An 18,621-nucleotide genomic window follows, 5' to 3' on the forward strand; every position below is an offset into this window, starting at 1 on the left:
ATTTTTCTCCATTCACTTCCGTATTACTGAAAAGGCAAGCTCTGTCATTTTTTAAGAATGTGAGTCCGAAATACCTGTCAAGGCACCCAATTTGGCGCCGCCCAGTAAGTGATAATGCAGATGCCCCACCGCTTGTCCACTATCCGGGCCACAGTTGTTAATCAACCGATAGCCAGACTCAGCGATTCCTAACTTTTTCGCAACCTCAACCGCAACACGATGAATCTCCGCGATAAGAGGAAGATCCTCCTCCGTCACAGCGTTCATCGAAGGAATATATTTTTTGGGAATAATGAGCACGTGTACTGGCGCCGCAGGCTGGATGTCATGAAATGCGAGCACATTGTCGGTTTCCAACACCTTTTTGCTGGGGATGGTTCCATCCACAATTTTCAAAAACAGATCGTCCATTCAAAACCCTCCTTTGGCAGTGAGCCGATCGTAAGTAAATAGGCATAAACAGCCCTTGCTCTCGGCATTCAAAGTTATGTATTTCCCACACTGAATAGAAACATATACAGCCATGTTTGGTTATACTTATGTTTCTATATGTATCATAACGGAAAAAGGGTCTTAATACCAGTTTCCCTTACTAACTTCCTCTATAATAGCTTTCACCCCTGCATCAATTTGATCCAACTGCGCGCGCGAAATACTTATGCGCAAAAACTTCTCTTGTTCCCTATAGCCTGATAAATAAAAGCCTTTGCCAGCTACAACCTGGATGTTCCTCGCGGAAAGACACTGTACCAAACGTCCCAAATTCACCGTCCGAGGCAGTTTAAACTGCATATAAACTCCTGAGGTTACAGCTGAAGTCTGAACGTATCCGGCCTGATTGTATCGTTCCACAGCCTTGTTAAGAGCACGAACGCGCTCCGAATACAGGTTGCATATCGTGTGCTTGTGGCGTTCATACATTCCATTTTTAATATAAATATCAAGCGCCGCCTGAGACAAAATAGATGTGTCGACATATCTTTTATAGGTATTAAACGTCTTTAATAGGGCTTCTGGCAATACCGCAACTCCTAATCGTAAGCCGGGGAAAATGATTTTCGAGAAGCTTTTCAAATAAATAACATGGTCCGTCTGGTCGTATGCATAAATGGGATCAAAAAGATGATCGGCCCCCAAATCTGCCATATAGTCATCTTCTACAATGTACACATCATATTTGGCGGCTAAGGCAGCTATCGCTTTTCGCTCCTCTGTGTTGTAAGAGACTCCTAATGGATTATGATATCTTGACATGGTATAAAAAAACTTGATGCTCTCGTTCTTAAATTGATTCTCCAATTCGTGAAAATCCATACCTTCCGCTGTCCGGACGATGGTACTGACGGGTATGTTCTCTTCCTCCAGAAAACGCAAATATATATCGTAACTTGGCTGCTCGACCAAAACCTTTTCTTTGCCATTGGGAAACGGCATTTTAGCGAGTATCTCCAATGCCTGCTGAACACCCGAAGTAACGATAATCCGATCCATTTTTGCAAACACCTGAGTATCAGCCAAATGGGAAACCAACGTATGACGCAGTGTTTCCAGTCCTTGCGAATCGCCATAAGTGAACAGATGATATTTGTAGGTGTCAATAGCCTGATTCAAACAATGTTGGAAATCCAGATAAGGGAATACATTTAAATCCGGGGAGGCCGAAGCAAAATCAACGAAGTCTTGCATATGGCTATGGTGTAAATCGCCCGAATTTTCCACTACATAGTATCCACTTTGCGGTATGGAATAGATGGCGTGTTTCTTTTCAAGTTCAGCGTATGCCCGCAAAATCGTGCTTTTGCTGCACCTGTATAATTCAGAAGCCTCACGGACCGACGGCAGCTTGTAACCTGATTTATATTGTCCCTCGCGAATTTTAAGTTCTATATCCAATAAAATTGAAACGTATTTTTTCACAATATCCTCCCACCTGCTCTTTACATACTCATTACATGCTCATTTCATTACATGCTTATTCCGTCTTATGTTTCTTTACACGCTAGATGTTACCATGGTTTATGGATAAACAAGATACTTCATTTCATTGAACTGTACTGATACAGTTTTAATTATTGGATCATATTTGGGATGGTTTACGTGAAAAAGAGGCTGTTTCTTCATAATGGAAGAAACAGCCTTGCATGGTGATGATGTATGGATGCGCCTTAAAGTCACTTGTACTGTACAAGAACTGTAGGCGGGAGAGAGCAGAGAATTCACTATATCTGGCGACTAAGGAATTAGGATTAGTAATAAGGCAGCAAGCTAATCGCTGTCAACGCTGCAAGTGGCAGAATCAAACGATTAAAGCGACGGCGTCCGTATGGGAACCCATATGCATAAGCGGGTACTGGGTACGGGTACGGATACGGATACGGAGGATAAGACGCATAACCACCATAAGCACGGGAGCCGCAGCCACAATTGTTAGGTGGATATGGGAGATTAACATTGACTTTCTCCATCTCGTCTCCACCCATAGGAACGGCTAAGTATATCTTTTCATCATCCACATGCTCTACAATGCCATCATACATTGTCCCGTCCTTCACCCATACGCATACATAACGATGCATATGTTTTTGACATAGTGTTTTAACATCCGTCTGTTCCGGTGCTGTAACTTTTTCGGTTGTCATGCTTTTTTCCATGGTTGTTTCCTCCTAGGCTCTTGCATGTATACCGTATGTTATTCAAAAACGGGCTATTTGCTACATCAAATTGGGCGAATTCCGGCTTGCAAAAAAAAAGAAGCACCCCGGGAGCTCTTGGCAGAGCCCCTCTGAACGGACGTATGACGGGAAGATTTCTTCCGCAGCATACGTCCGCCGGGGTGCTGTATGATTAACTTGTCGGCTTGGCTGTATTATAACAATAGTTTGAAACTGTATCTGTGACCTGTATCACATTACTTCAAAAAGTTTCCATAACCACACGTGAGCCGCCTCCAGCCTGCTCTGCTGGAAGAACAACTAGCTTGCGCGGCAGACGGGCCCGTAGTTCAGGCACATGACTAATCACACCAACAGACAATTGATCGTGGTGCAGCTTTTCCAGTGAAGTGATCACTGTGTCAAGCAGCTCAGGGTCCAACGTTCCAAAGCCTTCATCCAGAAAGAAAAATTGCAGAGGGTATTGGCCCCGCAATTGAATTTGAGCCGACAGCGCAAGCGCAAGCGACAAGGAGGTCAGGAATGTTTCGCCACCGGACAAGGTCGATACTGGACGTTTGACCCCACCGTTGGCATCGTCACTAATGACAAAACCACCGCTGGAATCTACCTCTAGCGCGTAACGTTGCTTGGTCAGAAAACGCAGGCGGCGTGAAGCTGACTGGCTGACCTGCATGAGCTGCTCCTCGGCAATATATTCAACAAAGGCATTGCCACGAAAAACAGACTGGAGCTTGGACATTTTTTCCGCTTCGCTACGTAAATGTATACGATTGGACTCCAGCTTCATCCAGCGGACGTGTCGATGCTGCAAGTCCTCTAAATCACGCTCAGCCTTGGCGCGATTCTGAAGCGCCTCTTCGTCGCGTGCACGGCAATCACGTAGCTGTGCAGTGGCCGTTTCCCACTGTTCCTCTGTTACCGTTGCTCCATTCAGCTGCTCTTCGACATGTTTTAAGCGGGAAGACAGCTCTTTTTCCTGTTCTCGATGCAAACTCGCTTCACGCTCATAGCGTGCGGCTTCTTCCGGTCCCAGGCAGCATTCCATCACTTCTGCTTCCGTAGCGAAGGAGGAGACTTCCAGACGGTTGCCCCAACGGGACTCTGCCATCTGACGTCTTTCTTCTGCCGAGTCGGAGGCCTGCCGGGCAATCAGTGAAGCATGAACGGCTTGCTGCTTGCGTTCTTCCGCTTCGGTACGGCGGCGTGCCGCGGCTTCGGCTCCGTTTTTCAGTCCCAACAGTCGCGAGGTCGCTTCTTCCAGCAATGAAGCCGCTTGGCCATCTCCAACCCATTTTCGGAGCTGTGCTAGCTTTTCACGAAGCGAATCATCTTTGCTTTGGAGCCCTGTACGACGGGCAATAATGATTTTGTCCTCCTCGATGATACTCTGCTGTATCTGTTGAACACGCGCCGCCTTTCCTTCGAGGAAGGTCACACTCGTCTCCAGCCGGGAACGCAGCTCTTCCGCACGCCCGTCGCGCTCCTGCATGGCACGGTAACGCTCCGCAGCTTCGCTCGGAGCGACATCCGGCAGCTGCGCCGCCCATTCGCCGCGCAGCCCCTCGCTGCGCGTGGTGCATGCCTCGCGCTTGCTGCGTGCCTGCGTCAGCGCTGCTGCTGCTGCCTCCTGCTCGGCGGCAGCACGGATACGCCGCTGCTGTCCGGCGGCGTCTGCCTCGCGCAGCGCCTGTGCCTCGGCAGGCAGTGCATGCGCACGTGCGGCTAGCTCTGCCGCAGCACGCTCCAGCGCCGTGCAGCGCTCCGCCCAAGCGGCGGCACCGCGCGGCTCTGCTGGCGCTGCCGCAGGCGTGAAAGGCTCGCCCGTGGCGGCAGCGCCGCTGTCTGCGGTGGCGGGCTGCGCCAGCAAGCTGCGCTGCTCGTGCAACTGCTGGCGCAGTGTGAGGCGCAGCTCCTGCAAACCAAGCCGCAGGCGGTGCAGCTCATCTGGCGCAGCGGCATCCGCGCTATGCGCCGCAACGACGGCAGGCGCGGGATGATGCAGCGAGCCGCACACTGCGCACGGCTCGCCTTCGCGCAACTCGGCAGCGAGATGCTGTGCGAGACGCCCCAGCTCCTCCGCACGGAGCTCGTGGCGCAGTTGTTCTTCCTCGGAGGCCAGTGACGACATATCGGCGGTGATCTCTGCCTCCAACGTCAGCAATGCCTCAATACCCTCAGCTGCCTGTGCAGCAAGGGCAGAACGCCGTGCCTCTGTCTCCTGTGTCTCCTGGTCCGTCAGCTTTAGACGTTCGTCAGCTTGCGCAAGCCGTTTCTCCTGAGCGGTGTACTCCAGTTCAGCTTCACGCAATTGCTCATTCGCGATTTCCAGCTGTTGCAACCGTTGCACAGCCTCTTGCAGCATACGCCGCTCATCTGCCCGCACTTCATTTTGCTTTAGCTCTTGTTGAAGCTCCTGCTGTCGCTTCAAGCCTCGCGTCTGTAGCTCTTGTTCCTTTGCGAGTCCTTCTGCATGTTCAGCAAGGGTTTGTTCGCTTTGCACAAGCTCGGCCGCCAGACGTTCCCGTTCAATACGCAATGCTTCCGTATCACGCTCCAGTTGAAGTGCCTGCTCTAGTTGGTCGATCCGAAGCAATAGCTTCGGTTCTTCGGCACTGAGTGCTTGCCGGGCCTGCTCATCTGCTTGCGCAGACACAAGCGCAGCCTCCTGCGCGGTAGTGGCCAAGACTTCCATTTCTTCGGCACTCTTTTGCCGTTTTTCCGCTTCAGCAATGGCTTCCTTCCAATCCGTCAGCGCAGGCAACAATGCCTCGGCTGCAGATGCTTGTCGAAGCTTGTGCTCCAGCAAAGCAATGCCTGGCTCCTGTGCTGCCAACTGCTCCAGCTCGTTCGATCTTTGGCTGAGCTCGACAACTAGCTCGCGGGTTTTGTTTAGCGCCTCCCATTCACGTGAGACACGCTCTAGCTCACGACGCGAAGCTTCTGCATTGGCAATCGCCTCTTTGAGACGCAACTCTACATGTTCAAGCGCTTCAGCACTGGCATCCCCCAGCCCTTGCTGCTCTGCCTCTAACGCTTTCAGTGCGGTATCGTTATCTTTCACACGACGGCTTAGCTTCTGTGCAAGTTGGTCTCCATACTTCTCCAGATGGAACAAACGCTGTAGCATCTGTCTGCGTTCACTACCCTTTAAGGACAAGAATTCCGCAAACTTTCCCTGCGGCAATACGACAGCTCGTGTAAAATCGTCCATTTTCAGGCCGATATACTCCTCCACACAGCGCGTCACATCCTGCACCTTATCGGCAAGCACTTCCTCGCCATCCTCTGTTAACGCAATAAAACGGCTAAGCGTATTATTAACCGATACGCCTCCAGCACGTTTGAAACGTCGTTCTACACGGTAACGACGAGGTCCTTGAGCTGACATTAATTCAAACGTAAATGCAACAGACAATGTATCCTCAGCATGATTCATAATGCCTTGTGTACCATTCACTGCCCGCTCCACTTTACCGTACATAGCCAACGTAATGGCATCCAGCAGCGTTGATTTTCCACTACCTGTTGGGCCAAAAATTCCGAAGAGCCCAGTTTCGGTCAAATCGTCAAAGTGAATTTCCTGTGACTCCCGGTAGCTTTGCAACCCCGCCAGTTTTAGAAGGATTGGTTTCATGCGTCATCCTCCTCAGCGTGGTCTCTTGCATCATCCTGTTCCACCAGTTCCAGAAACAACTGTACTAATCCGTCATCTGGCTGTGCTCCACCTGTCTGCCGCTGATAGAATGCCCGGAACAACTCATGCACTGGCAGTTCTGATCGTTGGTGCTCCAGCTGTGCGGCAGCCATTTCTGGATACATGGGACGAATATGAATGATGCCTTCACGGCTTTTGCGCAGCCGCTGGATATCTCCCATCGACATCGCTTCATCCAGCGTAATTTCCAGATCAATAAAGGCATCAGCATCCAGTCCTTCGTCCAGCCAGCGATATACTTCCTCCAGACCTCCCCGTGCGCGCCACCTCACTAATGGGCGTCCACTGGTGATATACAGTTCCTCGACCAGAGCAGGCTTGCCAGCAACCACGTCAATTAACGTAACCGATTTGGCTTGTCCGGCTTCGGAAAAGCTATAAGCCAGCGGCGAGCCACTGTAACGCATCAGCCCGTCTCCTTTCACATATTGGGGACGATGCAAATGTCCTAGAGCTGTATACTGTGCCCCAATGCTCAAAGCAGACGGATCTACGGTATACGCTCCCCCGACCTGAATCGGGCGTTCCGAGTCCGACTCCAGCCCGCCGAGCACATAAATATGGCTCATCGACAAATTAACGGTGTCAGGCCGAAATGCTGTACCCAGCTGTGACATCAGCAAGCCCACACGGCGGCTGTATGCCTCGCGCAATATTGTTTCATCTCCGTCTTCAGACAATAGCTCGTTCAGACGAGACTCGGACGGATATGGCAAGGCTGCAATGCATGCCATTTCACCCGTTCGCGGTGTACGAACGCGTACCGCTTCCCCATGGGGCAGTCCCAGCAATGTAATTCCACGCCCGCTCACCAGCGGTGTGACCGAGGATACCCTCTCCGGCTGATCATGGTTGCCCGCAATGACGACTAGTGGTCTTCCTCCAGCCGTAAGACGGGCAGACGTTTCATAAAACAATTGCTCGGCTGCGGCCGAAGGATTGACTGAGTCATATACGTCTCCAGCCATCATAATCAAATCGGCCTGCTGATCGTCAGCCATTTTCGCCAACTCTTCCAAAAACGCCTCCTGCTCCTTCAAACGGCTGCGTCCTTCCAACGTGCGGCCCAAATGCCAATCACCTGTATGCAAAATCCGCATGCTATTCCTCCTCTCCCTATCTATATAACTACAGCTGTACACTCTCTCCAGCTTCTAAAAAATACAGCCACTTCTCAGCAACCTTTTTGCTTGTAATCTCTTCGATCACACGGGCATACAGCTCCAATTGAAAACGATATTGGTCTGTTAAATGGGACAGTGTACGATATTCAGATATCCGATCTGTTTTATAATCCACCAGCACGAGTCCTTCGGGAGTTTCAAATAGACAGTCAATAATCCCGTTCATCAGCACTTTATCGCCGTCCTGTCCAGCTTCCGAACTTGTTTCTTGTCCTGGTGACATCGATGGTAAGCTGTGGTTCCAGTAATCGATTGCCCGCATGGTATAAGTAAACGGAAGCTCTCTTTGAACATGGGATGCCCCCAGCATTCTGCTACCCAGCTCACTAGTGAAAAAGCGTAATATTTTATCCGTATCTAGCGCCTTTGCATGAACATCCAGTAACATACGCTGATTGAGCAAACGAGCCTTGGTTTCCTCAATAACTTCGGCGCTCATCTCCCCATCTAATGGCAAATGCAGCATCAACGTATGATAGACTGTTCCTCGTTCCGTTGGAGTCAGTCGCTGATTCCCCATAAACTTAGGTCTGCGCAAGTGTAATTGACTTCCCCCAGTGTGAGAATCCTCCCGATCCTCCGGTGACTCTGCTAGTAGAGAGTTAGATAGATTCAGCCAATCGTCCGAACCCATTTCCTGCATTTCCAGCCATCTTTTCATCTCAGTAACCGATGTATTGGCTGCCGTCTTGCCAGCCCGTTCATACGGATAGATCCAGGAAAGAGCAGCTTCAATATCCGTTTCACTCTCTTCGTTCAAGTCGATTAGCTCCGCATCTCTCAGTGCTTCTGTCTTCTTTTGGCGCTCTTCGCCCGACAGCTCTTCCTCATGATCTGAGTTCACACGAGAGCCGGAAAGTGTTTCCGAGGCGACGATTTTAAATAACCAGTCTGTTCCCGGCATATGTTCCAGCCTGTGATAGTACCCATCCTGATCGCCTGCCGCTTCCCTCAACAAAGTAGCAGAAGGATGCCGAATCAAAGCAGGACCTACCCAGTCCAGATAACTGCGGCCTGCCGCCAGCATATAGTCTGGTAAGACCGTTTCCGTATGTTCTTTGGCACGTGCCCAACCCGCTGCGCGCGAAGCGAGATCCTTCACGGTTCCGGTCATAATCAGCTTTTCACGCGGACGCGTAAGCGCCACGTATAACACCCGCATTTCCTCAGCCAATAGCTCCAGTTGTGAGCGTCGGCGGATCGCTAAATTAGGCAGCGTAGGGTAGCTGACACGATTTTGTTCCTCCACATATTTAGGACCAAACCCCAACTCCTTGTGCATAAGAAACGGCGCATTGAGGTCCTGCTGATTGAACATTTTTGCTGTCCCAGCAATAAACACGATAGGGAATTCAAGTCCTTTACTTTTATGAATGGTCATAATACGGACAGCCTGATCGGGTTCAGTCCCCCCGCTAATGGATCCTAAATCACCGCCTCGCTCCCGTAGACGGGAAATGAAAGTCAGAAATCGGAACAATCCTCGGTTGGACGTAGAAGTCTCATACTGTCTCGCTCGGTCATATAGCGCCCGCAAATTGCTTTGACGCTGTGAGCCGCCAGGCAGTCCACCGACCCAATCCAGATACCCTGTTTCCTCCAGCACATTCCAAATCAATGCACTTAAGCTTCCTTGTCGGGCTTCCTGCCGCCAGGCTTTCAAATTACGCAAAAATGAACGTAGTCGGGCAGATAACGTATTCCCGTCATTTCTATTACCAAAGTCAGATGAAGATAAAGAGTCCTTAGGGAAAAGATCCAACTCCATGATGTCAGCTGCGATCCCTTTTTCACTTTCTTCCAGTGGGTCAGCTTCTGCCGCCGCCAGCAGTGCGTCATAAAATAATCCATCCGGCTTCTCCAACCGAATTTGTGCAAGTTCATCTTCGGTCAAGCCAACAATCGGCGAACGAAGCACGGATGCAAGCGGGATGTCCTGCTGCGGATTATCAATAATGTGCAGCAGAGACAACATCACCTCAACTTCCGTTGCTTTAAAAAAGCCTGTCGTCTGCTCCCCTGAAGCCGGAATGCCCTCAAGCCGCAGTTCCTCCACAATTAGGGGGGCCCACACGCTTGCCGAACGAAGCAAAATGACGATATCGCCGTAGACTGCCGGGCGCATCGCTTTTAATCCTCTGTCGTAAATCAACAGTGGTTGTCCAGTGTCTCCGGTCAGTTCTTTAATCCGTTTCGCGATCGCACGAGCCTCTAACTGTGCCGTTTCTAGCTCCGCAAGCTCAGCCAGCTCACTTTCCTGTAGAGCAGATTCGTCCCCCGTTTCGGACAGCTCCGAAGCCTCGGAAAGACCCTGTCCACCCTTATCAACTAAGAGCAGCTCAGGTGCGTATACAGATGCGGTGTCTTGATCCGACGGGTCGGGATAGGATGCGCCGTGTACCAGCCAGGCTCGTTCATCGTACTCAATTTCCGCCACATCCACACTCATAATCTGGCGGAACACCAAATTGACCGCATCGACAACTTCCTCCCGACTGCGGAAATTACGCGCCAGATCAATTAAAAAGCCATCTTCCTGCTCCTGCATGCCGTACCGTTGATACTTATTCAAAAACAGACCCGGCTCCGCCAGCCGAAACCGATAAATACTCTGTTTCACATCGCCCACCATAAAACGGTTACCCGGTTCCTCCCGTGATACCAGCCTAACGATATCTTCCTGTACGGTATTCGTATCCTGATACTCATCCAACAGCACTTCGTCAAATTGTGCCTTGTATTCGAGTGCAGCGTTGGAAGGTAGTAGCTTGTACGGAGTAGAATCGGGATGTCGTAATATTTTCAGACAATAATGTTCCAAATCCCCGAAATCCACTAACCCTTTTGACTGCTTGTGCTGTTGAAATCGTTCCCCGAATACAATCACGGTTTCTACCAATTCGTCCATCAGCGGAGCCGCGGCGTGTAGCTCCTCCCAATAGGCTTCTGCTCTCCTGCCAAACAGGGAAGCCTTCATATCTGTAATCATTTTTTTGGCTGCTTCGCGTAGCGTCTTAACCCGTTCCTGCAATGCAGGCTCAGTCTGATCTTTTTTGACCGGCTTGAGCTTACCGAAGGCAGCTGCCTGAAAATGATCATATAGAGATGCCCACGGCTGTGTCTCCAGCTCTTGCAGCAATCCCTTCACCATCGTCGCATCCTCTTGCAGCGTTACGGCATAAGGTGCAGGACCGCCGGGCTGCATAGCTGTTTCATGCGCCTGTTCAAGCAAGCTCGCTGCTCCGCGCAAAGAAAGTACGGCATCCGCCAAAATGCTGCGAACCCAGGGAGTCTCTCCCAAAGCGGCTACATCCTGTACACGAAATGCTGCCGCTGTCTCCCGCAGCCAATGTTCTGGCCAAGGATGACTTTGAGAAAAATCATACAACCGCTGAACAAGCACGTACATTGCATCATCGGTGCGTTCTCCACTAAACCAGTCGACCAGTCTGCGGAATGTACTGCCTTCATCATGAGCCTCATATTTCTCCTCAAACAGTTCTTCTAGAAGCTCCTGACGCAGCAATTCTGTCTCATGCTCATTCATAATCCGAAAACCAGGGTCAAGAGGAATGGCCTGATAATGCCTGCGGATGACCTCCATACAAAATGAGTGAAGCGTCGTAATCGAGGCCCGATTCAGCAACGACAGCTGACGGCGTACATGCTCACTTTCCGGTTCCTGTTCCAACACACGTTCCAACGCTTCGCGTATCCGTTGACGCATTTCGGCGGCTGCAGCCTTCGTAAAGGTTGCTACCAGCAACCGATCCACGCTGAAGCCAAGCTGAGGATCGACAATTTTACGAATAATACGCTCTACGAGCACCGCTGTTTTACCAGACCCTGCCGCTGCCGCGACCAGCATGTTGTTACCCGATTCCGAAATGGCACGCCACTGGTCATCGCTCCACATACTGCCTTCCGGCTTCGGCATGTCTTTAGTGTTTGACGTGCCTATCATTGGTCCATTCCTCCTTTCCCTTCCTGTGTATGACCCAACAGATTCCAGATTTGATCCTTACCGGGTTTACCCCATTGATTGTAGCCACTGCCCTCCAGACTGTCGTCAAATTGACAAACAGGCTTAAAAGAACAGAAGGTACAAGCCGTCTCTTGCTGGATTCGATAAGGTTCAATGGCCACATCGCCCTCTGTCATCCGTGTGCCAATCGTCCGAATATTATTACGCACCGAGGCTAACAAGCTGTCCCACTGTTCCGGCGAAGCAACCGAAGCACTGCTATAAAAACTGCCGTCTGCTTTCACCGCAACAGGTAAAATAGAGGAATATCCTTTGTCCAATGCTGTATCCATTTGTCCAACTACATCCCGATCCGCAAGCAATAATCCCTTCATCTTAAAACGTTTCAAAAGCTCCTGACGAGCCTGTTCTGCGCTAAGACCGTTAGGCGACTGCAACATCGGATTGTGGACGTGAAAATACAGGGTACCCGCTGGATAAGCTGCCTCGCCCAACCATTCCTCCGCCGCATTCAGCAGCACATCCAGGTAGGTGAGCATTTGCAAGGACAGGCCATAGTACACTTCATGCAGCTTGAGATCCTTTTGGCTAGATTTGTAATCGATGACACGCAAAAGTAACCCCTTTTCTCCCTCTGCCACATCTACACGGTCAATCCGTCCAACAATTTCCATCACAACGCCGTTATCTAACCGGAAGCTTAACGGAGGAAGCTGCTGACCCGGTCCAAAGTCCAACTCCAGCCCAATCGGCTCAAAACTACCTCTTCGCGCATGTTCACCTAAAATCAACGAAGCACGGCTCACGATGTCTTTCAATTTGCGCAAAATGTAGCCATACCGCTTGGAGCTCATTAAAATCTCGCCTTGCAGACGAGGAGCCAAACGCTCCACTGTACTTTCCGCCTCTTGTCGGCATTCCTCGGTGCTGAGACTGCCCCAGCTGACATTGCGTTTACGCAGATTGATCGCCATCTCTCCAAGCGCTGCATGGAATAATTGTCCGATATCCGGGGCCTTCAGGCGATACATTTGACGTTCCTTCAAACGAAGACCGTGAGAGGCAAAGTGCGAAAATGGACATGCCACAAAACGTTCCATACGAGATACGCTGGTACGCAGCTTGCTACCGTACAGACGGCGGCTCGTTTCCTTCTGCATTTCGGCATGGTTCTCATAAAAAAGTGAGGTCAACAGCTGACGCAGCTTGTCCTTCTCACGCCCTTGCTGGCTTGCATACCAGTTATATACCTCCCACCAAGGAGATAAAATGTCACCGCCACGTCGCCAATGCCGTAATTGCGCAATGAGCTGCGGCAAAGCCTCGGACGGATGAGAAGCATACTCCCATTGCGTCGTCCAAGCATCCCCAGGCAAAGGGTATCCAGCCAACGGACGTTCGTCCAGACTAGGAAACAGGTGCCGCACATGTCGTACTAACTCAGACGGCAACAATGACTTGCCTTCTTCATCAGTAACTGCATAGCTCATCCACAGGCTTTTACCGGCTGAGGTAAGGGCCGTATAAGCGAGAAAACGTTCGTCCAACAGACGTCTTGTCATATCCGGCGCCAGCTCTACGCCTCGTTCGTTTAATGCCATACGCTCCTGCTCATTCAGCACACCGTCCTCATGGAATACAGCCGGCATCACACCTTCGTTCATACCTAGCACAAAGGCATGTTGAATACCGGACACACGTGTACGGTCCGTGTTTCCGACCAGAACCTGATCCAGAGCTGGCGGAACAAGTCCCATACGGAACTCGGCCAATCCCGTTTCCAGCACACCCGCAAACAAAGAGGTATCCAGCCTCTCATCACCCATCATTTCGACGATTTGATCCAGTAGTTCAAGCACTGCATCCCATACCTGACGATGCTCCTTCGCCTGCTCAGGTTTTCCTGCTTCCTCTGCCTGATGAATGAAGGCGTCCAGCTTGTGGCCGATTTCTGCATCCTCCAGTAACAGATATACCGCTTCACACTTCTCAAGTGCAGTTCGTGCCTTGCCCACACGTTTCTCAAACGCACGTAAAGGCGTCACGATCACATCCCGGCATAGCTCCATCAAATCCAACGTTTCATCCCGCCTACGGTTCCGTTCCTGCTCCTCCAGCTCCAGTGACAAGCTGGGCACAGCCTGCCACGGCCGACCATCTGTCCAACGGCTGCCTTGTATTCCGCAGGCTAGAACATAGTTTTCCAAACGGTCCATCTCCTCGCGGCTCACCCGACCGTCCAGCGGCAGTAGAAGGTCTGTTTTGACCGCACGGAATACATCCTCATATCGCCAACGCCGCTGCACGATATCCAGCGAAGCCCGAATCAATTCCACCAAAGGATGATGTAATACACTTCTTCGCTGATCCAGAAATACTGGAACCTCATACTGTTTGAATATCGGTTCCACCCATGGCTCATAATCTTCAATATGACGTACAAACAGAGCCATCTCCCGGTAACGCGCGCCTTCATCTCGGGCCAGACGGCGCATTTCGCGTACAGCCCCTTCCAGCTCTACACGGCGATTCGCCGCAGCGTACAGTTTTATGCCCTCCGGCTGTTCTTCTGTCCACTGCTCTCGTAGCTGCTGCAGCCGCATCCGTTGTTCCTGATTCCGTAACCCTGTACGATGTTCAAAGTTAGCCTCCAAATATGCCAACGCTGGACGCTCCTTAAATCTCGGCAACGGATCAGGGCGCAGTAATTGTGTCTGCGTCTCTATCATCAGCTCGTCTGCCATTCCTTTGAGTCTTACATACGTAGCCGCCGAAGGATGAAACAAATCCAGCTCATGCGGAAGCTGTCCGCTCTCGTAGCTGCGGTTGCAAGTCAGCGCCACCGTCAACGAAGAGGCATGCAGCATAAGTTGCTCCACCACCTTGTATTCATGTGGTGTAAACCTACGGTAGCCATCCATCCAAATGTCTGCTCCACGCACAAGGGAAGACTCCGCAATCTGTTCTGCCAGCATGCGCAGCGTATCTTCACCGTCTATATATTTAAGCGTCAGCTCTCGTTCAAAATCCTCATAGATTAGACTGATATCTTTGAGCTTGCCGCGCAAAATCGGAGTTGACTCTCCCACAGCGTTCATTCGCTCCAGTTGCTCGGGTACAGACCGAGTATCATTTCCATACTGCTTTAGCTCCGTAAACAATGTATTCAACCGATCCACAAAGCCGAGCTGGTCTCCCGAATCCTTAAACAAGCTCAGTTCATCCTTGCGACGACGAATAATTTTATATAAAAGCATCTTCTTGCCTTCTTCCGTTACAGGCACCAGTGCTGAACCCCCGGTTTCCTGCATAACTAAATAGGCAAGACGATGAAATCCCATCACTTGGGCGCGCACCGACCCCTGAATACCGTTTCCGGCTTCTGTAAGTAACGCATGCTCGGAAGCAAATGACGATTGCTCCGGTACAAGTAACAGCATAGGCTTACCTAGCGGCTCCTCGCGTAACATAGACGTCATTTCATTGCGGATTAACGTACTTTTACCACTACCAGAGCGGCCAATCAACAAGCGGACCGACATGATGCGGCCTCCTTTCCAACGAACAACATTCTATTAAACAGTATAGCATATCAGGCAAGGGAGAAAAGAACGTACGTTTGCCATGTTGTAGCAATTCACCCCCCCCCTAAAAATAAATCAGTCCCGCAGGTTGGCTTGGTGCATGCCTTCTCTACAGGACTGATTTATACCTAAAATGAGTCTATTTTACCTATTTAATCACCAAAAAGGCGATTGACTTTGACTTTGTATGAAACCTAAAGCTGTGTCCGGCTGCGCACCTCAAAGATGGCGAATTTCAAGTAATGGCCTTCCTCCACACCCAAAATTTGAGGATGGTCCTTACCAGCCGCTCTCCAGTCTACCAGACGAAGGATTTTGCCGGCATCTGCCGCCGCTTCCTTAATGGTGTCCAAAAACAGATCTGGCCGCATATGGAACGAACAGCTCGCTGTCACCAGATAGCCGCCCTCATTGACAAGCTTCATCCCATGCAGGTTGATATCTTTGTATCCACGTGTAGCTCCTTTGACAGCGTTCTTTGTTTTGGCAAAGGCTGGCGGATCGAGAATGACCACATCAAAGGTGCGTCCGCCACCTGCTGTCAGCGGCTTGGATGTATCTCCTTTGCCCCCGGCTCGTGCATTGCGTTCCTCTACACCTTTCACTTGATTGCGCAAATATTGAAAAGCATCGTCGACGACAAACTCGACGCGTTCCTCAAAACCGTTCAGCTTGACATTATCCCGCGCACTTTCAATCGCATGCTCAGAAATATCAAGACAAGTTACTTTTTTAGCACCATGTTTACATGCATTGAGCGTAAAGCTTCCCGTATGTGAAAAACATTCCAATACGGTTGCGCCGTCCCAGAATGGAAATTCAACAACCTTACCGCTTTTATTCACTGGCTTCATGACCGTTGTGCCAGCGTCCCCTGAGTCTGTAGCAACTTCTTGTAGCGTAATTCCACTACGTGCTCCCCAACCTGTCATCAACGGTGCTATGGCCGCTCTATTTTCACGCTGGTCAAAAAAATAACCCGTCTTCTGGCCCTCTACGATATCAACCTTGATGTGCAGCCCATTTTCCGTCACCACCACATGACGCGGGCAATCACCGTACAAAGGACCCTTTGTTTGTTCCAATCCTTCCAGCTCTCGGATGGATACATCACTGCGCTCATATATACCAACAGGACCCAATACTTCAACGAGCGCATCCCTGATTTCTTCCCTGCGCCGATCCATGCCAAGCGTTAACAACTGCACGACCAACACATCACCAAATCGATCTACAATCAGTCCAGGCAAAAAATCAGCCTCGCCGTACACCAACCGATAAGCGTCTCCCCCGGTCACAAAACGTTCGCGGTGCTCCAGACATTTGCGAAAGCGTTGGGCAAAAAAGTTTTGATCCATTGCTTCCAGCGGCTCATAGGACATCACACGTACTGTAATTTGTGAAGCCGGATTATAGTAACCTGTCGCCAAATAACGCCCCTGATGGTTAACGATACTGACCAAATCGCCTGCCTCTGGGTTCCCTTCGATCTTGGCTATTTCGTTTTTAAACACCCAAGGGTGTGCGTGCTCCAGCCTTTTTTTACGGCTGCGTTCTAATATTACTGAAGGCAAAATCCTTCACTCCCATTCTTGAATTACTCAAAGTGTTAAAACGTTTTGTTCGATAGGGGCGCGGCTCCGCGGATCATTTGATCTTACGATCGCTGTTGCAACGGGATTCTTGGAATTAGGTAACACATTTAAAGGTAAGAATCCCGTTGCAAAGGCGAACGCTGGCGCTTCTCCAGATTCAAATGAACCGCTCCGCTACTGCCCGCCTGTATATCGACGTCACGCTTTTAAAGCTTGTGAAGATACTACAAAAATTATCGTTCTATAAAAAAACAGCTCGGCCATGCTTGTCATGGCTGTCCCCGACAGATCATAGGCTGTTACATAAGTATTTTCACCTAGAAAAGGGGGCTATGCCCGTGTTTATACATGTTATACTCCCGCTGTGCGGTGGGCTGTTTATTTTTTTGGGCGGGATGAAGCTGATGGAAGCAGCCCTCCGGCATTTGGCCGGCCCCTTCCTCACCCGCTGGTTGAACCGCGCCACCGTTTCCCCTTGGCGGGGCATGCTGTTCAGCTCAGGCATTACCGCCCTGCTGCAAAGCAGCACCGCCGTAACGGTGCTAACGATCGGACTGGTCAACGCCGGGCTGTTGACCTACGGCCGCACGCTCGGCATCATTCTCGGCACCAATATCGGCACCTGTCTGACCACCGAGCTGATGGGGCTCCAGCTCGGCAAGCTGGCTGTTCCGCTGCTCTGCGGCTCACTGCTCTGCTGGAGCACTGCCGTCCTGTGGAGTGAAGCTGTCCCCAGCCGCCAGTATGTGTCTGCCGGAGCTTCATCCGGCTCCAATGGGCTCAGCCGTCCGCAGGCTGTACAATATATCAGCCTCGTCTTTGCTGGATTTTCGCTGATTCTGGCGGGTATTCGCGTGATGCAGTCGGTCGGACCCTGGATTGAGCAGGCCGGACTATTCCGTTGGTTTCTTGATCACGCTGCAGCCAACATGTGGTGGGCCTTCGCTGCTGGAGCCTGCCTGACCGCGCTGGTTCACAGTAGCGCAGCCGTCATTGGCATGGCGATTAGCCTTGCCGCTGCGGGAGCCTTGCCAGCCGATGTGGGGATCGCCATCGTCATCGGCTCCAATGTAGGCACCTGCGTAACCGCCCTGATTGCCGCTGTTGGCGGAAGCGTGTCCGGCAAATTTGTAGCCTGGTCCCACGTGCTGCTGAACGTAGGCGGAGCCTTGCTCTTTATGCCGTTGATCCCTGGTCTGGAGATGGCCGCTGCCTGGATATCTGCCGAGCCCGGAGCCAAGGTAGCCCATGCCCAAACTCTGTTTAACGTTATTAGCTCTCTGCTGGTCTTGCCTCTCTGCTATCTACCTGTATGGACGCGTTTAGAGGATCGTATATCTCCCCACAGAATCAAACATTAATTCCTAGCATAGACAGCGCCTTGCTTAAAATGACATCATTATTGTCATATCCACCCTGGCGCTGGAGACGCCATGCTTCCTCAGGCGTATGCCACGCAACTCCTTTAATTTCTTCGATCTGTGCCTGTAAATCCCCATCCAGTGCCTCTACGAGATAATAATGTACTTCTTTATCTACTTCCCCAAATTCTGGATGCTGATACGTATAAGCAATCATATCTACATGCTGGATAATCCGCCCGTTCAACCCTGTTTCCTCGCGAATTTCACGTAAAGCCGTCTGTTCGATTGTTTCTCCCAACTCCATTTTCCCTTTAGCCAAGGATACCTTACCATATCGGTCAGTAATGAGCTGAATTTCAAGCTGCTCCCCCTGTTTGCGAAACACAACGCCGCCTGCGGAAATTTCCTTTTTTGCTGCCATCCTGTAATCTCCCTTCCTTGCGCAACAAGGATTCCGTCCTCTCTGTAAGGAAAGGCGAAATCCTTGTCTGCCATCTCTATTGCCTGTTCAGGCTTTTT

The 18,621-nt window shown here is 50.8% G+C and carries 10 protein-coding genes; 1 reads left to right on the plus strand and 9 read right to left on the minus strand.

The genetic code is table 11. The annotated features are described in order from the left end of the window. Window positions 1-51: 51 nt before the first annotated feature. The 8 genes from NLX78_RS10185 to NLX78_RS10220 all read right to left on the minus strand — a co-directional run bounded on the left by NLX78_RS10185 (window position 52) and on the right by NLX78_RS10220 (window position 16,717). A complete protein-coding gene (locus tag NLX78_RS10185) occupies window positions 52-411 on the minus strand; it encodes a histidine triad nucleotide-binding protein (RefSeq protein ID WP_025722131.1) in 360 nt (119 codons plus the stop codon). A gap of 162 nt (window positions 412-573) precedes the next feature. Then, window positions 574-1,917 (minus strand): aminotransferase-like domain-containing protein, encoded by a 1,344-nt coding sequence (locus NLX78_RS10190; RefSeq protein WP_061828548.1) that lies wholly within the window; start codon window positions 1,915-1,917, stop codon window positions 574-576. Between the two features lie 329 nt (window positions 1,918-2,246). Then, on the minus strand, window positions 2,247-2,651 hold the full coding sequence (locus NLX78_RS10195; RefSeq protein WP_254350301.1) for a hypothetical protein: 405 nt from the start codon (window positions 2,649-2,651) through the stop codon (window positions 2,247-2,249). 262 nt (window positions 2,652-2,913) lie between these two features. After that, the gene (locus NLX78_RS10200; RefSeq protein ID WP_254350302.1) at window positions 2,914-6,309 is read right to left on the minus strand and encodes an AAA family ATPase; all 3,396 of its coding nucleotides are present in this window, start codon (window positions 6,307-6,309) and stop codon (window positions 2,914-2,916) included. Next, window positions 6,306-7,490 (minus strand): exonuclease SbcCD subunit D, encoded by a 1,185-nt coding sequence (locus NLX78_RS10205; protein WP_254350303.1) that lies wholly within the window; start codon window positions 7,488-7,490, stop codon window positions 6,306-6,308. Before NLX78_RS10205 ends, NLX78_RS10200 begins: the two co-directional genes overlap by 4 nt. Window positions 7,491-7,518: 28 nt before the next feature. Next, a complete protein-coding gene (gene addA / locus NLX78_RS10210) occupies window positions 7,519-11,538 on the minus strand; it encodes a helicase-exonuclease AddAB subunit AddA (protein ID WP_254350304.1) in 4,020 nt (1,339 codons plus the stop codon). Continuing rightward, entirely contained in the window at window positions 11,535-15,101 is a 3,567-nt protein-coding gene (addB, locus tag NLX78_RS10215) for a helicase-exonuclease AddAB subunit AddB (protein WP_254350305.1), read from the minus strand. The genes addA and addB overlap by 4 nt, the downstream gene beginning before the upstream one ends. Window positions 15,102-15,337: 236 nt before the next feature. After that, window positions 15,338-16,717 carry a class I SAM-dependent rRNA methyltransferase gene (locus tag NLX78_RS10220; RefSeq protein WP_254350306.1) on the minus strand — a complete coding sequence of 460 codons (1,380 nt, stop codon included), beginning with the start codon at window positions 16,715-16,717 and terminating at the stop codon, window positions 15,338-15,340. 359 nt (window positions 16,718-17,076) lie between these two features. Between NLX78_RS10220 and NLX78_RS10225 the strand changes: the two genes are divergently transcribed. Next, entirely contained in the window at window positions 17,077-18,099 is a 1,023-nt protein-coding gene (locus NLX78_RS10225) for a Na/Pi cotransporter family protein (protein WP_254350441.1), read from the plus strand. Here NLX78_RS10225 and NLX78_RS10230 read toward each other — a convergent pair. Further along, window positions 18,089-18,523, minus strand: a complete 435-nt coding sequence (locus NLX78_RS10230) for an NUDIX hydrolase (protein WP_013311157.1) — start codon at window positions 18,521-18,523, stop codon at window positions 18,089-18,091. The two genes, NLX78_RS10225 and NLX78_RS10230, sit on opposite strands and share 11 nt — an antisense overlap. Window positions 18,524-18,621 lie beyond the last annotated feature (98 nt).

The organism is Paenibacillus sp. Lou8.1 (assembly GCF_024213565.1).
Taxonomy (GTDB): domain Bacteria; phylum Bacillota; class Bacilli; order Paenibacillales; family Paenibacillaceae; genus Paenibacillus; species Paenibacillus polymyxa_B.